Annotated in this window: 17 protein-coding genes and 1 tRNA gene; 7 read left to right on the top strand and 11 right to left on the bottom strand. The window is 58.0% G+C overall.

Annotated features, from left to right (window positions below; translation table 11 throughout):
• Positions 1 to 30: 30 nt before the first annotated feature.
• From VVD49_RS18375 to tsaB, 3 genes are read right to left on the bottom strand one after another with little or no spacing between them, the layout of a single operon-like run.
• On the bottom strand, positions 31 to 834 hold the full coding sequence (locus VVD49_RS18375; RefSeq protein ID WP_327600679.1) for a uracil-DNA glycosylase: 804 nt from the start codon (positions 832 to 834) through the stop codon (positions 31 to 33).
• Positions 835 to 858: 24 nt separating this feature from the next.
• Positions 859 to 1,338, bottom strand: a complete 480-nt coding sequence (gene rimI, locus VVD49_RS18370) for a ribosomal protein S18-alanine N-acetyltransferase (protein WP_327600678.1) — start codon at positions 1,336 to 1,338, stop codon at positions 859 to 861.
• Positions 1,335 to 2,033 (bottom strand): tRNA (adenosine(37)-N6)-threonylcarbamoyltransferase complex dimerization subunit type 1 TsaB, encoded by a 699-nt coding sequence (gene tsaB, locus VVD49_RS18365; RefSeq protein ID WP_327600677.1) that lies wholly within the window; start codon positions 2,031 to 2,033, stop codon positions 1,335 to 1,337. The genes rimI and tsaB overlap by 4 nt, the downstream gene beginning before the upstream one ends.
• Positions 2,034 to 2,194: 161 nt before the next feature.
• Here tsaB and VVD49_RS18360 point away from each other — a divergent pair, with 161 nt between their 5' ends.
• On the top strand, positions 2,195 to 2,983 hold the full coding sequence (locus VVD49_RS18360) for a polysaccharide deacetylase family protein (RefSeq protein ID WP_327600676.1): 789 nt from the start codon (positions 2,195 to 2,197) through the stop codon (positions 2,981 to 2,983).
• A gap of 28 nt (positions 2,984 to 3,011) precedes the next feature.
• Here the strand turns inward: VVD49_RS18360 and VVD49_RS18355 are convergent, their stop codons facing one another.
• The gene (locus tag VVD49_RS18355; RefSeq protein WP_327600675.1) at positions 3,012 to 3,491 is read right to left on the bottom strand and encodes a hypothetical protein; all 480 of its coding nucleotides are present in this window, start codon (positions 3,489 to 3,491) and stop codon (positions 3,012 to 3,014) included.
• Between the two features lie 224 nt (positions 3,492 to 3,715).
• On the opposite strand from VVD49_RS18355, the gene ompR reads away from it, so the two are divergent.
• The 6 genes from ompR (at position 3,716) to fabI (ending at position 8,633) form a co-directional block, all read left to right on the top strand.
• Positions 3,716 to 4,450: an osmolarity response regulator transcription factor OmpR gene (gene ompR / locus VVD49_RS18350; protein ID WP_327600674.1), complete on the top strand. Its 735-nt coding sequence runs from the start codon at positions 3,716 to 3,718 to the stop codon at positions 4,448 to 4,450.
• A gap of 42 nt (positions 4,451 to 4,492) precedes the next feature.
• Positions 4,493 to 5,809, top strand: coding sequence for an ATP-binding protein (locus VVD49_RS18345; RefSeq protein WP_327600673.1), 1,317 nt, complete (start codon positions 4,493 to 4,495; stop codon positions 5,807 to 5,809).
• A 76-nt stretch (positions 5,810 to 5,885) separates the two neighbouring features.
• The gene (locus VVD49_RS18340; RefSeq protein WP_327600672.1) at positions 5,886 to 6,518 is read left to right on the top strand and encodes a septation protein A; all 633 of its coding nucleotides are present in this window, start codon (positions 5,886 to 5,888) and stop codon (positions 6,516 to 6,518) included.
• Entirely contained in the window at positions 6,515 to 6,808 is a 294-nt protein-coding gene (locus tag VVD49_RS18335; protein WP_327600671.1) for a BolA family protein, read from the top strand. The genes VVD49_RS18340 and VVD49_RS18335 overlap by 4 nt, the downstream gene beginning before the upstream one ends.
• A gap of 57 nt (positions 6,809 to 6,865) precedes the next feature.
• Positions 6,866 to 7,705, top strand: a complete 840-nt coding sequence (locus VVD49_RS18330; RefSeq protein WP_327600670.1) for a peptidylprolyl isomerase — start codon at positions 6,866 to 6,868, stop codon at positions 7,703 to 7,705.
• Positions 7,706 to 7,841: 136 nt separating this feature from the next.
• The gene (gene fabI / locus VVD49_RS18325; RefSeq protein ID WP_327600669.1) at positions 7,842 to 8,633 is read left to right on the top strand and encodes an enoyl-ACP reductase FabI; all 792 of its coding nucleotides are present in this window, start codon (positions 7,842 to 7,844) and stop codon (positions 8,631 to 8,633) included.
• Between the two features lie 102 nt (positions 8,634 to 8,735).
• On the opposite strand, the gene VVD49_RS18320 is transcribed toward fabI, so the two are convergent.
• The 7 genes from VVD49_RS18320 to tig all read right to left on the bottom strand — a co-directional run bounded on the left by VVD49_RS18320 (position 8,736) and on the right by tig (position 17,315).
• Entirely contained in the window at positions 8,736 to 10,610 is a 1,875-nt protein-coding gene (locus VVD49_RS18320; RefSeq protein WP_327600668.1) for a SurA N-terminal domain-containing protein, read from the bottom strand.
• A 168-nt stretch (positions 10,611 to 10,778) separates the two neighbouring features.
• A tRNA-Val gene (locus VVD49_RS18315) sits at positions 10,779 to 10,854 on the bottom strand.
• Positions 10,855 to 10,911: 57 nt separating this feature from the next.
• A complete protein-coding gene (locus tag VVD49_RS18310; protein ID WP_327600667.1) occupies positions 10,912 to 11,184 on the bottom strand; it encodes an HU family DNA-binding protein in 273 nt (90 codons plus the stop codon).
• Between the two features lie 264 nt (positions 11,185 to 11,448).
• A complete protein-coding gene (gene lon / locus VVD49_RS18305; RefSeq protein WP_327600666.1) occupies positions 11,449 to 13,866 on the bottom strand; it encodes an endopeptidase La in 2,418 nt (805 codons plus the stop codon).
• 85 nt (positions 13,867 to 13,951) lie between these two features.
• Positions 13,952 to 15,220, bottom strand: coding sequence for an ATP-dependent Clp protease ATP-binding subunit ClpX (gene clpX / locus VVD49_RS18300; protein ID WP_327600665.1), 1,269 nt, complete (start codon positions 15,218 to 15,220; stop codon positions 13,952 to 13,954).
• 57 nt (positions 15,221 to 15,277) lie between these two features.
• The gene (gene clpP, locus VVD49_RS18295) at positions 15,278 to 15,934 is read right to left on the bottom strand and encodes an ATP-dependent Clp endopeptidase proteolytic subunit ClpP (protein ID WP_327600664.1); all 657 of its coding nucleotides are present in this window, start codon (positions 15,932 to 15,934) and stop codon (positions 15,278 to 15,280) included.
• Positions 15,935 to 16,004: 70 nt separating this feature from the next.
• A complete protein-coding gene (tig, locus tag VVD49_RS18290) occupies positions 16,005 to 17,315 on the bottom strand; it encodes a trigger factor (RefSeq protein ID WP_327600663.1) in 1,311 nt (436 codons plus the stop codon).
• Positions 17,316 to 17,679: the final 364 nt, after the last annotated feature.

Raw genomic sequence — 17,679 nt, 5'->3', positions numbered from 1 at the left:
CCGAAGGCGAAGCGGGCGCGAAGCAAATGATCAGTCACGCGACTGCGCTATCGTGTCCGCCGCAAAACACATATCCACCCAGGCCTTGGCCTTGTCCGGGAGATTCCGCAGCAAATAGGCGGGGTGATACGTGACCACGACGGGAATCGCGCCGCCCGCGTGCGCGTATTGATGCAATTTGCCGCGCGCTGATGCAATGCTCATCTCGCGCCCGAGCAAGGCTTGCGCTGCCGGTCGGCCCAATGCAATCAGCAATTTCGGTTTGACGAGCTCGATCTGGCGATCGAGGTAAGGGCGACACGCCGCGATCTCGTCGGCCTCCGGCGTGCGATTACCAGGCGGGCGACATTTCACCGCATTGGCGATGTACACCTTCTCGCCACGTTTGAGTCCACTGGCTTCCAGCATTGCGTCGAGCAGCTTGCCGGCCTGGCCCACAAAAGGTTCGCCGCGCTCATCCTCCTCCGCACCCGGACCTTCACCTACGAACATCCAGTCAGCCTGCCTGTCGCCCACACCAAAGACGGCCTGCTTGCGAGCCTTGCACAGACCACAGGCACGGCAATCGGCCACCGTGCTGCTGAGCTCCTCCCAACCAAGCGCGGACACACCGGATGTTTCGGTCTCCAACACAGATTGAGTCGCCAATTGACGGACGATTTGCGCCAGCTCCGGCTGCATGGCCGGAATCGGATCAGGCGCCCTTTCACGCATCGGCTCAGGCGCCAACGCAATGCTCTCCTCCGCCCGCGCAGGTTGGGCCAGCGGCTCACGCAGGCGCCACAATGGCTTGATGCCCATCTCTGCCAATACGCGTGTCTTGTCGACGCTCATCCGCAAAACCTCATGATTCCCGACTCATTCTTGCCGACCCATTTCCCGCCTCATCACAATGGCATCTTCTCGTCCATTGACGGCCGGGTAATAGTCCTTGCGCTGACCTATCCGTACAAAACTCCATTTGTCGTACAGCCGTAACCCTGCCTCGTTCGAGGCGCGTACTTCGAGGAACATCTGAACACCTCCCGCGCGCGAAGCGACGGCGCAGACATGCTCCAGCAACAAGGTCCCCAAACCGCGCCCTTGCAGTGCCGGCTTGATGCTGATGTTAAGCAGATGCGCTTCATCCATGACCAGCATCAGCACCGCGTAACCCACGGCCTGGCCATCGACAAGCATGATCCAGCTGCTGTAGCCAGCAGATAACGAGTCAGCAAAATTGGTGCGGCTCCACGGAAAAGCATAGATACCCTGCTCTGTCTGACTGACCCAATCCAGATCCTCTTCGGCCATTGGGCGAAAGACCACATGCACCGCCACCTGCTCCTGCGCGCTCAAGCCTTGCCCCCTTGGGCCAGACGCTCTGCCGTCGTCAGCGCAACGCGGTTACGCACATAGTCTGGCGCCGCCAGTGCCGCATCGCGCCAGAGCGCCGGAGCCGCTGCCGCGAGGCGTGCAACGCTCCCCGCACAGGGCACGGCAAGCGCGTCCAGTACCTCTACCCGGCCACCCAGGCGCTCCGCAAGCTGCGGCGCATAAGCAGAGAATGCAGTCCCTACGCCTGACCAGATTCCGTCATCGGGCACAGGTGCGGCATCGGGCGGGACGCATACGACCTCATCTGGCGCCTGCAAGGCGCCACTGGCTACGACATACATCGCCGCGTAAATCTCGCTCATGCGCGCATCCATAGCGCAATAGAGCCTTTCTGCTCGCTGGACGAAGGGTAAGGCCAGAGCCTCAAGCGAACTGATCGCCGCCACGGGCAAATCTCCGCCCAGGGCCAGCCCCTGCGCCACGCCGCACGCCAGACGAACCCCCGTGAAGGCGCCCGGGCCACGGCCAAAAGCAATGGCATCGAGAGCACTGACTGAGGCATCTGCTTCGGCCAGCAATTGCCTGATTGCGGGCAGCAATGCTCCCGAGTGCGTATTGCCGCCGACAGGTAGCAGGCGGCTCAGTAGTTCATCACCACGCAGCAGGGCAATCGAGCCATGCTCGCAGGAAGTCTCGATGGACAGGATCATGCTCATGGCGGCATTGTAACGTGCGACCGCACAGACCTTTGCCCGCCACATCCCGGATCCATGGTGCGGCGGCCGCTTCGATACGAGATTCCATGGCAGATTCTGGTCTAGTATCGCCTCACTTTTCAGGCACGACACCGCCCTTTGCTTTCATGAAACCCACGTCAATGCCCCCTGCCACCTGGCGACCCACCCCCTTCCTGCAAGCCTCTCTCGCCATACATGGGGGCGCGATCGCGGTGGCAGCCACCACACCAAGCCTCATGCCCTGGGCCCTGACGACACTCCTGCTGGATCACGCCCTCGTTGCAGCAACGGGTTTGTGGCCACGCTCGACCTGGCTGGGGCCGAACATGTTGCGCCTGCCCGAAGCGGCTGCAGTACGCGGTGAAGTATGGATCACGATCGATGACGGCCCTGACCCCAGGATCACCCCGAAGGTCCTGGAAATTCTTGAAAGGCATCGTGCACGTGCGAGTTTTTTCTGTATCGGCAAGCACGTCACCGCCCACGCCGGACTAGCACGCGAAATCGTTGCTGCGGGCCATTGCATCGAGAATCACTCAGAGCAACACCGGCACAATTTTTCCGTACTGGGGCCGCGCGCGATGAATGATGAAATTGCGCGCGCCCAGGACAGCATCGAGAACGCGACCGGACGACGTCCGCGTTACTTCCGCGCACCGGCTGGCCTGCGCAACCCCTTCCTCGATTACGTGCTGCACAAACAAGGCTTGCAACTCGTAAGCTGGACCCGACGCGGTTTTGATACACGCGAAGGCGATGCGGAAGTCGTGATGCGCCGCCTGACCAGGGACCTTGCAGGAGGGGACATCCTGCTCCTTCACGACGCGCACGCTGCACGCACCACGGAGGGCCGCCCCGTCGTGCTGGATGTATTGCCGCGCTTGCTGGAACGCCTTGCAGCTGAACGACTGACAACGGTGACGCTGTGAAGTGACGGGCCAATATCCCGGACATCACTTACTGCCCGCGATAAACGTCCCGCCCCGCGTTGTGCAACTGGCGCCTGAATTCCTGGCGCTCTTCCGGCGTCAATCGACGCATGTTCTCGCGTGCACCTTCGCGCAAGCTCTCGCGGATACTTTCGTTATCGCGCAATAGTGGCGGCATCGGCGGGCGCATGGGGTCGCGACGATCCGGCGCCATGCGATGGACATCGCGCGGCAGATCCTCGTCGCGAAAAGGGCTACCGTACGACCATGGGTGCGGCCCGCCATTCGGTCCGGGTCGGGGCTGGGTGCGCAACATCTCCTCGCGTAGCCCGCGCAGCCGTTCACGCCGTTCGGCAAAGCGCTCCATCCGGCGACGCTCCATGTCGTCCCGCTCAGCATCGTTGCCAACTGCCTCACGCGGGCCGTCGCGACGTGCAGGCTCACGCGCATGCAGTGACGATGCGTGGCCGAGCAAAACAACAATCATCACAAGGAAGAGACGCTTCATGTCTTGGCAATATTACCTGCGGGGCGAAGTGCAGCGCTCAGGGCGCGCCAGCGACTCACCACATCCACATCTTCGACCACCGCGCCAACCTTTGTGCAAATGTTTGGCAGTGGCTTGTAAGCAAATGTAAAGAGCCCCGGAGTTGGCAACAGTTGCTCACACTTGAGGCGTCCTGCGTGTTGCGCCAAGCTGACAGGTTGCGACGTTGCGCATAGGATGCAGGCATGGACAAAGAACGTTTCCGCATTCTTGTCGTCGATGACGACGCCCGCCTGCGCAACCTGCTCGACCGCTATCTCGCCGAACAGGGCTTCACCGTCAAGGCCGTTGCCGATGCTGCGCAGATGGATCGCGCCATGGCACGGGAACACCACGACCTGCTGGTGCTTGATCTGATGCTGCCGGGCGAAGATGGCTTGTCGATCTGCCGGCGTTTGCGCGCCAATGACAATACCCTGCCCATCATCATGCTCACCGCACGAGGTGATGAGGTCGACCGCATCGTCGGTCTCGAAGTGGGGGCTGACGACTACCTGCCCAAACCCTTCAACCCTCGCGAACTGGTGGCACGGATCCATGCGGTGCTACGCAGGCGACCAAAGAATCTGCCAGGCGCTCCGGCGGAAGAAGAAACGATCATCGAGTTCGGTCAGGTCAGAGTCGACCTCGCCGCGCGCCGCCTTATCCGCAAAGGCGAGGACGTTTCACTCACGACAGGCGAGTTCGCATTGCTCAAGGTTTTGCTGCAGCACCCGCGCCAGCCACTCTCGCGCGACAAACTCATGGAGTTGGCGCGAGGCCGCGAGTACGACGTTTTCGATCGCTCCATCGACGTGCAGATTTCACGCCTGCGCAAACTCGTCGAAGAGGAAGCCGCCAAGCCGCGCTACATCCAGACGGTATGGGGCTTTGGGTACGTCTTCGTACCCGATGGCGCACGCCACTCCGAGGGCGCGTAATAGGTGTTAGCCGACAGAGGCCGCGGATGGCGCCAACACGTCATGCGCTTTCCATGGCCACAGACACTACTGTGGCGGACCTTTCTGCTGATCGCGCTCCTGATGGGGCTGTCACTGTTTGCATGGTTCCAGATCTACAACCAGTTCGCGATCAAACCACGCACGCGCCAGACCGCCCAGATGCTGGTGAGCGTCGTCAATCTCACGCGCGCCGCACTTCTGGCGTCAGATGCGAACCAGCAAACCGCCCTGCTACGCAACCTGATCAGCATCGAAGGCATCCGCATCTATCCTGCCGAGCCCAGCGACCTGGTGACGCCGGTTGAAGATTCAGAACTGATCCGCAATCTCAGTACCGAACTGCGTCAACGCCTCGGGCCTTCGACCCGACTCGCGTCTGCCATCGAGGGGCAGCCAGGCTTCTACATCAGCTTCATTCTCGACACTGAAGTTCCGGACGATCAATACTGGCTGATGATTCCCGCCGAGCGCGTGCCGCACAGGGGGGTGGCCGGCTGGATCGGCTGGGGTATCGCCACCGGCCTGCTGTCATTGGTTGGCGCCTACCTGCTGGTGTTCGGCATCACGCGACCTCTCAAGGCGCTGGAGCAGGCTGCACGCAAGGTCGGGCAAGGAGAGCTTCCCCCGCCCCTGACAGAACGAGGTTCACGCGAGATCGTGGCGGTGGCCAGCGCGTTCAATCAGATGTCCCGCGACCTGACCCAGCTTGAATCGGATCGGGCACTGATTCTTGCCGGGGTTTCACATGATCTGCGCACGCCCTTGTCGCGCCTGCGCCTGGGCATCGAGCTCTCTGGCGCATCAAGCGACGACGTCAGCGCCATGGGGGAAGACATTGATGAAATGGATCGCATCATCGGCCAGTTTCTCGATTTTGCTCGGGATGCACAGGCTGAGATGGCTGAGCCCTGCGATCTATCGGCGTTCATGAACGACATCGTCGAAGCCTATCGTCGTCGTGGCTTGCAAATCACGCTACATAGCGACGCACTTCCCCCCCACGCGGTTCGAGCACACTCCTTGCGACGCGCAATTGCGAACCTGATCGACAACGCCTGGCGATACGCAGGAGAGGAGCTGCCGATCGAGCTCGCGCTGACACGGGAAGGTGCGCAGCTGAACATCGATGTTGCAGACCGAGGCCCCGGCATTCCGCCAGACCAGGTAGAACGGCTCAAACGGCCTTTTACGCGCCTTGAGGAAGCGCGCAGCAATGCCCGCGGCTCTGGACTGGGGCTGGCCATCGTAGAGCGCATAGCACGCCTCCACGACGGCTCACTGGAACTACTGCCCCGCCCCGGCGGCGGTCTGCTCGCGCGAATTTCCCTCCCCGCATGATCTCGTAATGGATGCGCCGTAGCCGCGCATCGACGCAAGCCTCCCCGTCACACACACTCGACTATAATCCGCAGCCATGAAATTCCTCTTCGATCTGCTGCCCGTCATCTTCTTTTACGGTGCATTCAAGTATTCCAAGGCCCATAGTGATTGGGCTGCGCAATTAGCGACCGATTGGCTCGGCTTCATGGTTTCGGGAGGCGTTGTGGGCCCCCAGGAAGCACCGACAATTCTGGCGACTGTCGTAGTCGTGATCGCCATTGCGCTGCAAGTGGTGTGGCTGAAGGCACGAAAAGAGCCTGTGCCGAAAGTCCTGCTGGTAGGTCTGGCGCTGGCAGTCGTTTTCGGCGGCCTGACAATCTGGTTCCACAGCCCTACATTCATCAAGTGGAAGTTCAGCATTTTCTATTGGCTGCTCAGTGCCGCTCTGCTGCTTGGTCAGCTTGTCTGGAAACGCAACCTGCTCAAGACCATGCTGGGAGGAGAACTGGAGCTCCCCACGCCCCTATGGAACAGGCTCAACGCGGCATGGATCGTGTTTTTCGTGGCCATGGGCCTGCTGAATATCTACGTCGCGTACAACTACTCGGAAGATGCCTGGTTCAACTTCAAGATGTTCATCAGCACAGCCTTGATGTTCCTTTTCATGCTGGGGCAAGGCGTGTTCATCTGGCGCCATCTGCCGCATGAAAGCAAGCAAGGCTCATGAGCGCGTCGACAACCCTGGAGCGCATGCGGGAAGGTCTGGATGCACTCTCGCCAACGCTCGTCGAACTCGACGATGACAGCCTGCGCCACGCCGGGCACGCGGGTGCCGCATCGGGCGGTGGGCACTATAATTTGCGCATCATTTCGACACGCTTCACAGGTTTGACGCGGATTGCGCGTCACAGGCTTGTCTACAGCACACTCGCGCCTCTCATGCAGCGCGAAATCCATGCCCTGAGTATCATTGCGCTCACGCCCGATGAAGCCTCGGCGCAACAAGAGCCCGTCTGACCCCGATCACGGACCGGCAAGAACATACCAACTCTCGTCCACCCACAAGGAAAGTCGATGCATCTCAAACTCTCACTCCTGGCTGCTGCACTGATCGCCACCGCAGCAAGCCTGCCGGCCGTCGCTCAGACCAGCAAGAAGCCCGCAGCTGGCGCGGCAACAAGCGCGCCCGCCATCGGCAGCAAGGCTCCTGTGGCCACCGTCAACGGCAACCCGATCAGCGCCGGCATGGCTGAACTGCTGGTTAACGAGCAGCTGGCGCAAGGCCAACAAAACACCCCGGAATTGCGCAACGCAGTGCGCGAGGAACTCATCAAGCGCGAACTTCTGGCCCAGGAAGCACGCAAACGCGGTCTCGACAAGAGCGAGCCCGTGACATCGCGTATCGATCTTGCCCGCCAGAGCATCCTGCTGGGCCTGTACCTGGACGCTTACCTGAAGGAGCATCCGATCTCTGATGCAGAGGTCCGCGCCGAATACGATCGCCAGATCGCCCTGGCTGGCGACAAGGAATACAAGGTTCGCCACATTCTGGTGGAAAAGGAAGAGGACGCCCAGGCCATCATCAAGAAGCTGGCGGCCGGCGGCAAGTTTGAAGAGCTGGCCAAGGACTCCAAGGACACGGGCACCAAAGACAATGGTGGCGATCTTGGCTGGGGCCGCGCGGTCGACTACGCAAACAACTTTGGCAACGTCGTACCAAGCCTCGAAAAGGGTGCGTACACAAAGCAGCCGGTGAAGAGCAATTTCGGCTACCACGTCCTGATGCTGGACGACACACGCAAGCCTGAGCTGCCGGAATTCGCTGCAGTCAGCGACAAGGTCAAACAGGCCCTGATCCAGCAAACCGTACAAAAACGTATTGCTGAACTCATGAGCACGGCCAAAATCCAGTAACAGGCAGCACGCAGTTCCTTGCATGGAGCCCGAACACGGGCTCCATGCCGATCCGCCTCAAGGATCAAGGTCACGTGCTCCCCGCACGATCAAGGCCTCACCGCTATAATCCCGTTTTTTTGTTCTGGAGAATTACATGGGCTTTCTGTCCGGCAAGCGAATCCTGATTTGCGGCCTCCTCAGCAACCGCTCGATTGCTTACGGTATTGCCAAGGCCATGCACCGGGAGGGCGCAGAACTGGCCTTCACCTATCAGAACGAGCGTTTCGAAGAGCGCGTCACCAAAATGGCCGCCGAATTCGGCAGCAAGCTCGTTTACGCGTGCGATGTGCAGGAAGACGCTCAAGTCGATGGCCTGTTCGAAGCACTCGGCAAGGACTGGGACGGACTGGACAGCCTGGTTCATTCTCTGGCCTTCGCACCTGGCGAAGCATTGACTGGCGACTTTCTCGATGGTTTGAGCCGCGACGCATTCCGCACCGCGCATGAAGTCAGCAGCTACAGCTTTGCCGCATTGGCGAAAGCCGCACGCCCGATGATGAAGGGCCGTAACGGATCTCTGCTGACTCTTTCCTACCTCGGCGCCGTGCGTACCCTGCCCAACTACAATGTCATGGGTCTCGCCAAGGCCAGCCTCGAAGCATCGGTGCGCTACATGGCGACAGCGGTCGGCCCTGAAGGCACTCGCGTCAATGCAGTATCTGCCGGTCCGATCAGGACGCTCGCAGCATCCGGCATTGGCAGCTTCGGCAAACTCCTGGCGTTCAATGAAAAGAACGCGCCACTCCGTCGCAACGTCACGATCGACGAAGTCGGCAACGTTGCAGCGTTCCTGTGCTCGGATCTCGCCTCTGGCGTTACCGGCGAAGTCACCTACGTCGATGCGGGCTTCAACAGTGTCGCGGTCGGCACGACTGACGATCTCTGATTCACGCCTTACAGACCAAATAAAAAGCGCTGCCATGGCAGCGCTTTTTATTTGCCTTCGAACCAGCAACAGCTTGCTGTTGCTGGTTCAGGACGCGATTGACTACTCGGTCTTGCTCGTCAAGCGATCGTAGTAGATTTCAGTTCCTTGGCGGGCACGCAACCCCGCCAGAACGCTGCGCAGATCTGCCGCCCCATACAACTGGGAGAACTGCTGGCTGAACATGCCTACACGCGGATCGTCGAGCGCAACCGTCGGTTTATTCACTTGATCGATGCGATAGATCACGAAGCCATCTGCGGTTGCAGCACCAACATACGCAGGGAACTTCGTGAGCCCTTGAACGAATACCGCCTTGCGTGCTTCGTCGCTGCTCAACTCGTGGCGATGCACCGCATGCGCAGCACCCCAGGTCGCGGTAACCGGAGTGCCCGCCGCCAGTTTGGCCAGCCGCGCTTCGCCCTCAGCCTTCGCCAGCTTGCCTGTTTCTTCCAGCGTCAGGACCTGCTCGATCTGCGGACGCACATCGGCAACGGGCTTGAGCTTCTTGGGCTGATAGTCCAGAACACGTACCGACACCAGGGTGCCCTGGCCCAGATCAAAAGCTTCTGAATTGTGGCGCTCCTTGAGCGAATCAGCCGAGAAAATCGCAGCCTGAATCTTTGGATTAGCCAGAATGCCGCCCGCTGGCACGCCACCCTTTTCAATCCAGTCACTGCGTTGAATCGTCAAGCCGAGCTTTTCAGCAAGAGGCTTGAAAGTCACCGGTTGCTGAAAGACCAGGTCGTTGAATTGATCCGTTGACTCTGCCAGGCTCTTCGCGCCCGCCTGCTTTTGCAGTTCGGTGACGATCTCGGCACGAGCCTCATCAAAGGACTTCACTTTGCCACCGCGCACTTCAGTCAGCTGAATGATGTGATAGCCGAACTTGCTCTCCACCACACCACTGACTTCACGTGGTTTGAGCGCAAATGCGGCATTTTCAAACTCCGGCACCATCGCACCACGCCCGAAGAACCCGAGATCACCGCCTTGCTCTGCCGACCCGTCAGTCGAACTCTCCTTGGCCAGACGGGCAAAGTTCGCAGGGGCTGCCTTCACCTTCTCAAGCAGCTCTTCAGCCTTCTTCTTGGCAGCAGCCTTCTGCTCCGGCTTTGCATCTTCAGCCACGCCGATCAGGATGTGGCTGGCACGGCGCTCTTCAGGTTGCACGTAGTCCTTCTGATGATCGTCGTACCATTTGCGGGCATCAGCATCACTGACCTTTGCCTTGCTGGCGAGCTCTTCAGCATTCAGGACAACGTATTCGATTTTTGCGCGCTCGGGAGTTTCAAACTTTGCCTTGTTCGCGTCGTAGTACTTTTGCACAGCGTCATCGGCAAGCTTTACGCTTCCCTTGAAGGACGCAGCATCAATCTTCCACTCAGCCACCGTGCGTTGCTCTTCCGACAGAGCCACCCAACGCGCCAAGGTTGCCTTGGATACTGACGCAGCTTGCGCCAGCGGCACCATCAACAAGCGCTGCGACAGCATGCCGCTCACGCGCTGCTCGAACGCATTCTTGGTCAGGTTATTTGCCTGCAGGACATATTCCGCTTTTTTCGGCGAGAACTTGCCGTTCTCCTGAAACTCGGGCTCGCGCAGATATGCGTCCTGAATCATGGAGGTCGGAACGGACAAACCGGCGGCCGAGGCTGTCAACTCAATCGCCTTTTCGTTGAGCAACGCATCCAGCACTTGATCGCGAAATGCCGGGCTGCTGGCCACCGCGGGATCAACCTTGTCACCCGCCGCTTCACGCACCTTGTTAGCCAACTCGGTGCCCGTAATCTTGGTTCCACCGATTTTTCCTATTACGTCGGTATCACTCGAGCCGTCGCGGAAGTAGGACTCCACTCCGAAAAACGCAAAAGGCAAAGTGATCACAGCCAGGAAAAACTGGACAATTCTTCGATTGTTTCGAACAGCCTCAAACATTGTGCACTCGATTCAGGATTCAGAAAAATGACATCGCCAGTCCTACGCAATGCCACTTTGAAAGTAGGCAATCAGATACGAAAAAGGCGAACACCTGTTCGCCTTCAGCGCTACAACCAGAGACACCTTCGACCGCCGCATTGTTATCAAGTTCTGGCGACAATTCGATGGTGGGTGCTGAGGGGCTCGAACCCCCGACATTCGCCTTGTAAGGGCGACGCTCTACCAACTGAGCTAAGCACCCTTTTTACTTCATTTGGACGACAGACTCGCCAACTCCCGCGACGCTGTCGTCGGGGCATTAGTTTACAGCATCTTTCAATGCTTTGCCAGGGCGGAACTTTGGCACCTTGGCAGCTTTGATTTTGATGGTTGCGCCAGTGCGTGGATTACGGCCGGCACGAGCAGCCCGCTTGCCGACAGAGAACGTACCAAAACCAACGAGTGTTACGTCGTTGCCTTTCTTGAGGGACTGCTTGATTGCTGCAATGGCGGCATCCAGCGCACGACCAGCGGCAGCCTTCGAGATTTCGGATTGCTTCGCGATTACTTCGATCAGTTCGGATTTGTTCACTTAAACCCCCTCAGTGTTATCAAGTCTTCAACGGACGGTGCCTCGCTATCACCCGTCGATGCATACCCCGATAGATCCCTTGCAGGTAGCCGCGCATCGAACATTCGAAAGCCAGCGGGAAATCTTATAACAAGCCGAAAATCCTTGTGTCAAGCGGCTTCGCAGCGAATCATGCGCCACAACGGACAAGCGATGCAAGCGCCTAAAAAAAACGGGCGTACTTTGCAGTACGCCCGTAGATTTACCAGTCATTCAAGCATTTGATCAGTGCGTCACAACCCCTGGCACGGCAGCTGCGTCCGCTACGACTGCAACCTCCTGGGGCGCAGCAACAACCTCGGGCAACGGCTCGGGCAAACGCTCGAGCGCCAACTCCAGCACCTGATCAATCCAGCGTACTGGAATGATTTCAAGACTGTCCTTGATGCCCGGCGGAAGCTCCGCCAAGTCCTTGACGTTCTCTTCAGGAATCAGCACACGCTGGATACCGCCACGGACGGCAGCCAACAGCTTCTCCTTCAGTCCGCCAATTGGCAGCGCCTCGCCTCTCAGGGTGATTTCTCCCGTCATGGCGATGTCGGCGCACACCGGAATGCCCGTCAGGATAGACACCAATGCGGTAGCAATACCGATACCGGCAGAAGGGCCGTCCTTCGGCGTAGCGCCTTCAGGCAAATGAATGTGGATATCGCTCTTCTGATAGAAGTCTTCTTCGATACCCAGCTGACGCGAGCGTTTGCGGACCACAGACAAAGCGGCTTGGATTGACTCCTGCATCACCTCGCCGAGCTTACCCGTCGTCACCACCTTGCCCTTGCCTGGCAACACAACGGCTTCGATCGTCAGCAATTCACCGCCGACTTCCGTCCACGCCAAGCCAGTCACCTGCCCTACTTGGTTCTGCTTCTCGGCAACACCAAAGCTGTAGCGGCGCACGCCAAGGTATTTGTCCAGATTCTTGGCGTTTACGATGATCTTGCTGTTGCGCGCACGCATGACAAGCGACTTGACCACCTTGCGGCAGATCTTTGACACCTCGCGCTCCAGGCTACGCACACCTGCTTCACGCGTGTAGTAGCGAATGATGTCGCGCAGCGCATCTTCCGTGACGGTCAGCTCGGTCGGCTTCAGGCCATTGTTCTTGATCTGCTTCGGCAGCAGATAGCGCAGGGAAATATTCACCTTCTCTTCTTCCGTGTAACCGGAAAGGCGAATGATTTCCATACGATCAAGCAATGGCGCTGGAATATTCAGCGAATTAGCCGTCGCCACGAACATGACATCGGAGAGGTCATATTCGACTTCGATGTAATGATCGACGAAGGTCGAGTTCTGCTCCGGATCCAGCACTTCAAGCAGCGCAGAGCTTGGATCGCCGCGGAAGTCCTGCCCCATCTTGTCGACTTCGTCGAGCAGGAAGAGAGGATTGCGCACACCAACCTTGGTCATGTTCTGCAGGATCTTGCCCGGCATGGAGCCGATGTAAGTTCTGCGGTGACCGCGAATCTCAGCCTCATCGCGCACACCACCCAAGGCCATGCGAATGAATTTGCGATTGGTCGACTTTGCGATGGACTGACCCAGCGAAGTCTTGCCCACGCCTGGAGGACCAACCAGGCACAGAATCGGCGCTTTCAATTTGTCGACGCGTTGCTGGACCGCGAGGTACTCAAGGATGCGCTCCTTGACTTTATCGAGACCGAAGTGATCCTTGTCGAGAATCTTCTGTGCTTCAGCGAGGTCCTTGCTGATGCGGGACTTTTTCTTCCACGGCAGACCAGTGAGCGTCTCGATGAAATTGCGCACGACAGTCGCTTCAGCAGACATCGGTGACATCAGGCGTAACTTCTTCAGTTCGGACTGAGCCTTGGCCGTAGCTTCCTTCGAAAGACCGGCGCTCTTGATCTTCTTCTCGAACTCATCAAGATCAGCACCGTCTTCGCCCTCACCCAGTTCCTTCTGGATGGCCTTGACCTGCTCGTTGAGGTAGTACTCGCGCTGGCTCTTTTCCATCTGCCGTTTGACGCGGCCGCGGATGCGCTTCTCCACTTGCAGGATGTCGAGTTCGGTTTCGAGTTGCGACAACAGACGCTCGAGACGCTGAGCGATATCAAGCAACTCCAGCACCATCTGCTTTTGCTCAAGCTTGAGCGGCAGATGTGCTGCGATGGTGTCCGCAAGACGTCCAGCCTCGTCGATACCTGCCAATGAAGTCAGGATCTCAGGCGGAATCTTCTTGTTGAGTTTTACGTACTGGTCGAACTGGCTGATGATCGCGCGACGCATCGCTTCGATCTCGTGGTTCGTAACTTCGCCACTTGGTAGCGGCGTGACACGCGCCATGAAGACATTGCGCAGATCATCCACGTCTTCGATACGGGCGCGCTGCGTACCTTCGACGAGAACCTTGACGGTGCCGTCGGGCAGCTTGAGCATCTGAAGGATATTGGCGACGCAGCCAATATCGTAGAGATCATCCGTCGAAGGCTCATCCTTGGCCGCAGACTTCTGCGCCACCAACAAGATGCTCTTGCCCGCCTCCATGGCGGTCTCGAGGGCCTTGATGGACTTCGGTCGCCCCACAAAAAGCGGGATGACCATATGTGGGAACACCACAACGTCGCGCAATGGCAACAGTGGAAGTTCAATAACCTCTGGGGGTAGTTCAGGCTTGCTGGACATGGTTGTTCCTTTTAACAGCACCCTGTGGAAATGGGGGCCGACACCCGCGTTTCAAGCTTGTACTGTGCGTGTGTCCGCGCCCCCGTCAGTTAGACCCCGCTACCTTGGGCTGGTCTTCGTAAATCAGAAGCGGCTGCGCACCGCTTTCGATCACGTTCTCTTCGATTACAACCTTCGAAATACTTTCCATGCCGGGCAACTCGTACATGATGTCCAGCAGGGCTGCCTCAATAATGGAACGCAAACCACGCGCGCCCGTCTTGCGTTTCAGAGCCTTGCGAGCAATTGCATGTAGAGCCGTCTGGCGTACTTCAAGTTCAACACCTTCCATCGAGAAGAGTTTCTGGTATTGCTTGACGAGTGCGTTCTTCGGCTCGACCAGAATTTCCATCAGCGCTTCTTCACTGAGTTCATTCAGCGTCGCCACAACAGGCAAACGACCAATGAACTCAGGGATCAAGCCGTACTTAATCAGATCTTCAGGCTCAACCTGACGCAGTGCGTCGGCTACGCTACCTTCAGCACGGCTCTTCACTTCGGCGCCGAAGCCGATACCAACTTGTTCCGTCCGGTTACGAATAACCTTGTCCAGGCCGTCGAATGCGCCACCGCATATGAACAGGATGTTGGTCGTATCGACCTGCACGAAATCCTGGTTCGGATGCTTGCGACCACCCTGCGGAGGCACTGCGGCAACAGTGCCCTCGATCAGCTTGAGCAAAGCTTGCTGGACGCCCTCACCCGAAACGTCGCGAGTGATCGAAGGGTTATCGGATTTGCGAGAAATCTTGTCGATTTCATCGATGTACACGATGCCCTGTTGCGCACGCTCGACATCGTAGTCGCACTTCTGTAGCAGCTTCTGGATTATGTTCTCGACGTCTTCACCGACATAGCCCGCTTCGGTCAAGGTGGTCGCATCGGCCATCACGAAAGGCACGTTGAGCATGCGCGCAAGCGTTTGTGCCAACAAAGTCTTGCCTGAACCAGTAGGCCCGATCAACAGGATGTTGCTCTTGGCCAGCTCGACTTCGTCTGTTTTGGACAGGTGACGCAGGCGCTTGTAGTGGTTGTAAACAGCCACAGACAAACTACGCTTGGCGCTGCTCTGACCGATCACGTACTGGTCAAGCAGCTCGCAGATTTCTTTGGGTGAAGGCAAGTCGCCCTTGTCCATGCGCGACCCCGCATCACCACCGATTTCATCGCGGATGATGTCATTGCACAGCTCAATGCATTCATCGCAGATGAATACAGAGGGACCGGCGATCAGCTTGCGGACTTCATGCTGACTCTTGCCGCAAAACGAGCAATAAAGCAGCTTGTCAGTACCGCTGGACTTTTTTTCGGTCATGTTGCGTTCCTTCGTCCTTTTCCTTGGCTCTTAGTCAGCACCTTGGCGCTGTAACGCTCAGACCGCAGCAGCCTCGTTGCGATTCTGAAGAACCTTGTCAACCAAACCATAGGCCTGCGCGTCGGCTGCTGACAGGAAATTGTCACGGTCGGTATCTTTTTCAATACGTTCGATGCTCTGGCCAGTATGTTCAGCCAGCATTTCGTTCAGGCGGGCCCGCAGGTACAGGATTTCACGGGCATGGATTTCGATGTCCGAAGCCTGACCCTGGAAACCGCCAAGCGGTTGATGAATCATGACGCGAGAATTCGGCAGGCAGAAACGCTTGCCCTTGGCACCAGCCGATAGCAGGAAAGCGCCCATGCTGGCCGCTTGACCAATGCACAGCGTGCTGACGTCAGGCTTGATGAACTTCATCGTGTCGTAGATGGCCATCCCCGCACTCACGGAACCACCTGGCGAATTGATGTAGAAGAAGATGTCCTTGTCCGGATTCTCCGACTCGAGGAACAGGAGCTGCGCAACGATCAGATTGGCCGTGACGTCATTGACCGGGCCAACCAAGAACACGACGCGCTCTTTGAGCAGGCGCGAATAGATGTCATAGGCACGCTCGCCGCGCCCACTTTGTTCAACGACCATCGGTACGAGACCGAGGCCTTGGGGATTCCAATCACTGCTGTGCTGACCTTGCACGGGTCCGAACTGTGTCATTCCAAATCCCTCAAAACATGACAATGGTCCCCGATACATTGGGGACACTGGCCGACAATTCAAGCAAAGATCAAGCCGCTTGCGGATTGTTCATCAGTTCGTCGAACGTGACACTCTTGTCCGCAATACGAACCTGCTTGCTGATCCATTCGATCATGTTGTCTTCAACAGCGATGTCTTCAACATTCGAAAGACGTTCTGGATTGGCGTAGTACCACTTCACCAGCTCCTGCGGTTGCTCGTAGCTCTGCGCCAGATCTTCCACATGCTTGCGGATCTGCTCTGGAGTTGGCGCCAGACCATTCTTGCCGACCAGATCGGCAACAACCAGACCAAGCTTGACGCGCTTCGTTGCCTGATCGACGAACCAGCTCGGCTCGACCGGAATCTTCTTCGGGTCCATGCCACGCTTGGCCATGTCGTCACGAGCCGCTTCTGCCATACGCTGCGATTCGGATTCGATCAGCGCCTTAGGCACCTGGAAAGTTGCTGCCGTATCAAGGATCTCGAAAGCGCGATCGCGCAATGCCGTGCGCACGCGACGCTTCACTTCGCGCTCAAGATTGCCCTTGATTTCACCGCGCATCTTGGCCACGTCGCCATCAGCTACTCCAAGCGAACGAGCAAACTCTGCGTCAACTTCCGGCAGCGCCGAAGCTTCCACTGACTTGACGACGATATCGAACTCGACTTGCTGGCCCGCCAGATTCTGTGCGTGGTAGTCAGCCGGGAAAGTCAGCGGAAAAGTCTTCTTGTCACCTGCTGAGACGCCAACAAGTTGTGCATCGAACTCAGCAAGCATCTGACCGCCGCCAACCTGCACAGCGAAGTCACTTGCCTGACCGCCTTCGAACACTTCGCCACCCTTGCGGCCAGTGAAATCGATCACGACACGATCACCCTCGACCGATGCACGCGTAGCAGGCGAAAAGACAGCGCGCTGCTTGCGCAGAACATCCAGGGTCTTGTCGACTTCTGCATCGCCAATGCTCAACACCGGGCGCTCCATGTCGTAGCCACCGAGTTCACCGATGACAACTTCAGGATAGACCTCAAAAGTTGCGCTGAACTCGAACTGACCTTCGGCCGAGTCCGTCTTCGGCTCGATACGTGGATAGCCGGCAACACGCAGGTTCTGCTCACGGACCTTTTCGCCAAAGGTGCGCTCAACAGTATCGCCAAGCACTTCGGAGCGCACTTGCGGGCCATAGGTTTGCTCGACGATCTTGAAAGGCACCTTTCCGGGGCGGAAACCGGACATCTTCACGGTGCGCGCCATACGGTTCAGACGCTCTTTCACGCCCTTGTCGACTTCGGCCAGCGATACGGCCATTTCAATGCGGCGCTCGAGTGCGCCCAGCGTCGCTTCAATCGTTTGCATCAGGAATTTCCTTGGTCTAACTAGTGTGGGACCGGCTATTACGGTGCATTCGGGCGCCCTGTTCGGCACCAATCTGGCACCAATCGCGCAGTTCCGTTTGCAGCAGAGAAAGTACCGGCAATATGAAACGCTAACCCTGCCGAGTTTACCACAATGCCGCGACGGCCTTGACCGGCACCAAATTCGGGCTCATTGGCACGCTACATGCATCTGTAGCGACAATAGCTCCGGTTCTGCAGCAAGGAATTTCAGGGAATCATTTTCAAGCGCATGCTGTCTTTGAGATGAGGTGCTTGTGCCGGAGATGTGCGATTAAGACGATGGCGAAATGTTAGTCATCGCGAGGCACTGGGCAAGCGTTGAT

It is taken from the genome of Uliginosibacterium silvisoli, assembly GCF_036017035.1.
Lineage (GTDB): Bacteria > Pseudomonadota > Gammaproteobacteria > Burkholderiales > Rhodocyclaceae > Viridibacterium > Viridibacterium silvisoli.
The sequence above is the reverse complement of the archived record's forward strand: the minus strand, read 5'-3'. Positions and strand labels throughout refer to the sequence as shown.

Coding starts and splice junctions, on each gene's coding strand:
- VVD49_RS18340 (WP_327600672.1), top strand. CDS start 5,886: ATGAAATTCCTCTTCGATCTGCTGCCCGTCATCTTCTTTTACGGTGCA.
- VVD49_RS18320 (WP_327600668.1), bottom strand. CDS start 10,610: ATGTTTGAGGCTGTTCGAAACAATCGAAGAATTGTCCAGTTTTTCCTG.
- VVD49_RS18335 (WP_327600671.1), top strand. CDS start 6,515: ATGAGCGCGTCGACAACCCTGGAGCGCATGCGGGAAGGTCTGGATGCA.
- clpX (WP_327600665.1), bottom strand. CDS start 15,220: ATGACCGAAAAAAAGTCCAGCGGTACTGACAAGCTGCTTTATTGCTCG.
- fabI (WP_327600669.1), top strand. CDS start 7,842: ATGGGCTTTCTGTCCGGCAAGCGAATCCTGATTTGCGGCCTCCTCAGC.
- VVD49_RS18375 (WP_327600679.1), bottom strand. CDS start 834: ATGAGCGTCGACAAGACACGCGTATTGGCAGAGATGGGCATCAAGCCA.
- ompR (WP_327600674.1), top strand. CDS start 3,716: ATGGACAAAGAACGTTTCCGCATTCTTGTCGTCGATGACGACGCCCGC.
- lon (WP_327600666.1), bottom strand. CDS start 13,866: ATGTCCAGCAAGCCTGAACTACCCCCAGAGGTTATTGAACTTCCACTG.
- VVD49_RS18330 (WP_327600670.1), top strand. CDS start 6,866: ATGCATCTCAAACTCTCACTCCTGGCTGCTGCACTGATCGCCACCGCA.
- clpP (WP_327600664.1), bottom strand. CDS start 15,934: ATGACACAGTTCGGACCCGTGCAAGGTCAGCACAGCAGTGATTGGAAT.
- tig (WP_327600663.1), bottom strand. CDS start 17,315: ATGCAAACGATTGAAGCGACGCTGGGCGCACTCGAGCGCCGCATTGAA.
- VVD49_RS18345 (WP_327600673.1), top strand. CDS start 4,493: ATGCGCTTTCCATGGCCACAGACACTACTGTGGCGGACCTTTCTGCTG.
- VVD49_RS18355 (WP_327600675.1), bottom strand. CDS start 3,491: ATGAAGCGTCTCTTCCTTGTGATGATTGTTGTTTTGCTCGGCCACGCA.
- tsaB (WP_327600677.1), bottom strand. CDS start 2,033: ATGAGCATGATCCTGTCCATCGAGACTTCCTGCGAGCATGGCTCGATT.
- VVD49_RS18360 (WP_327600676.1), top strand. CDS start 2,195: ATGCCCCCTGCCACCTGGCGACCCACCCCCTTCCTGCAAGCCTCTCTC.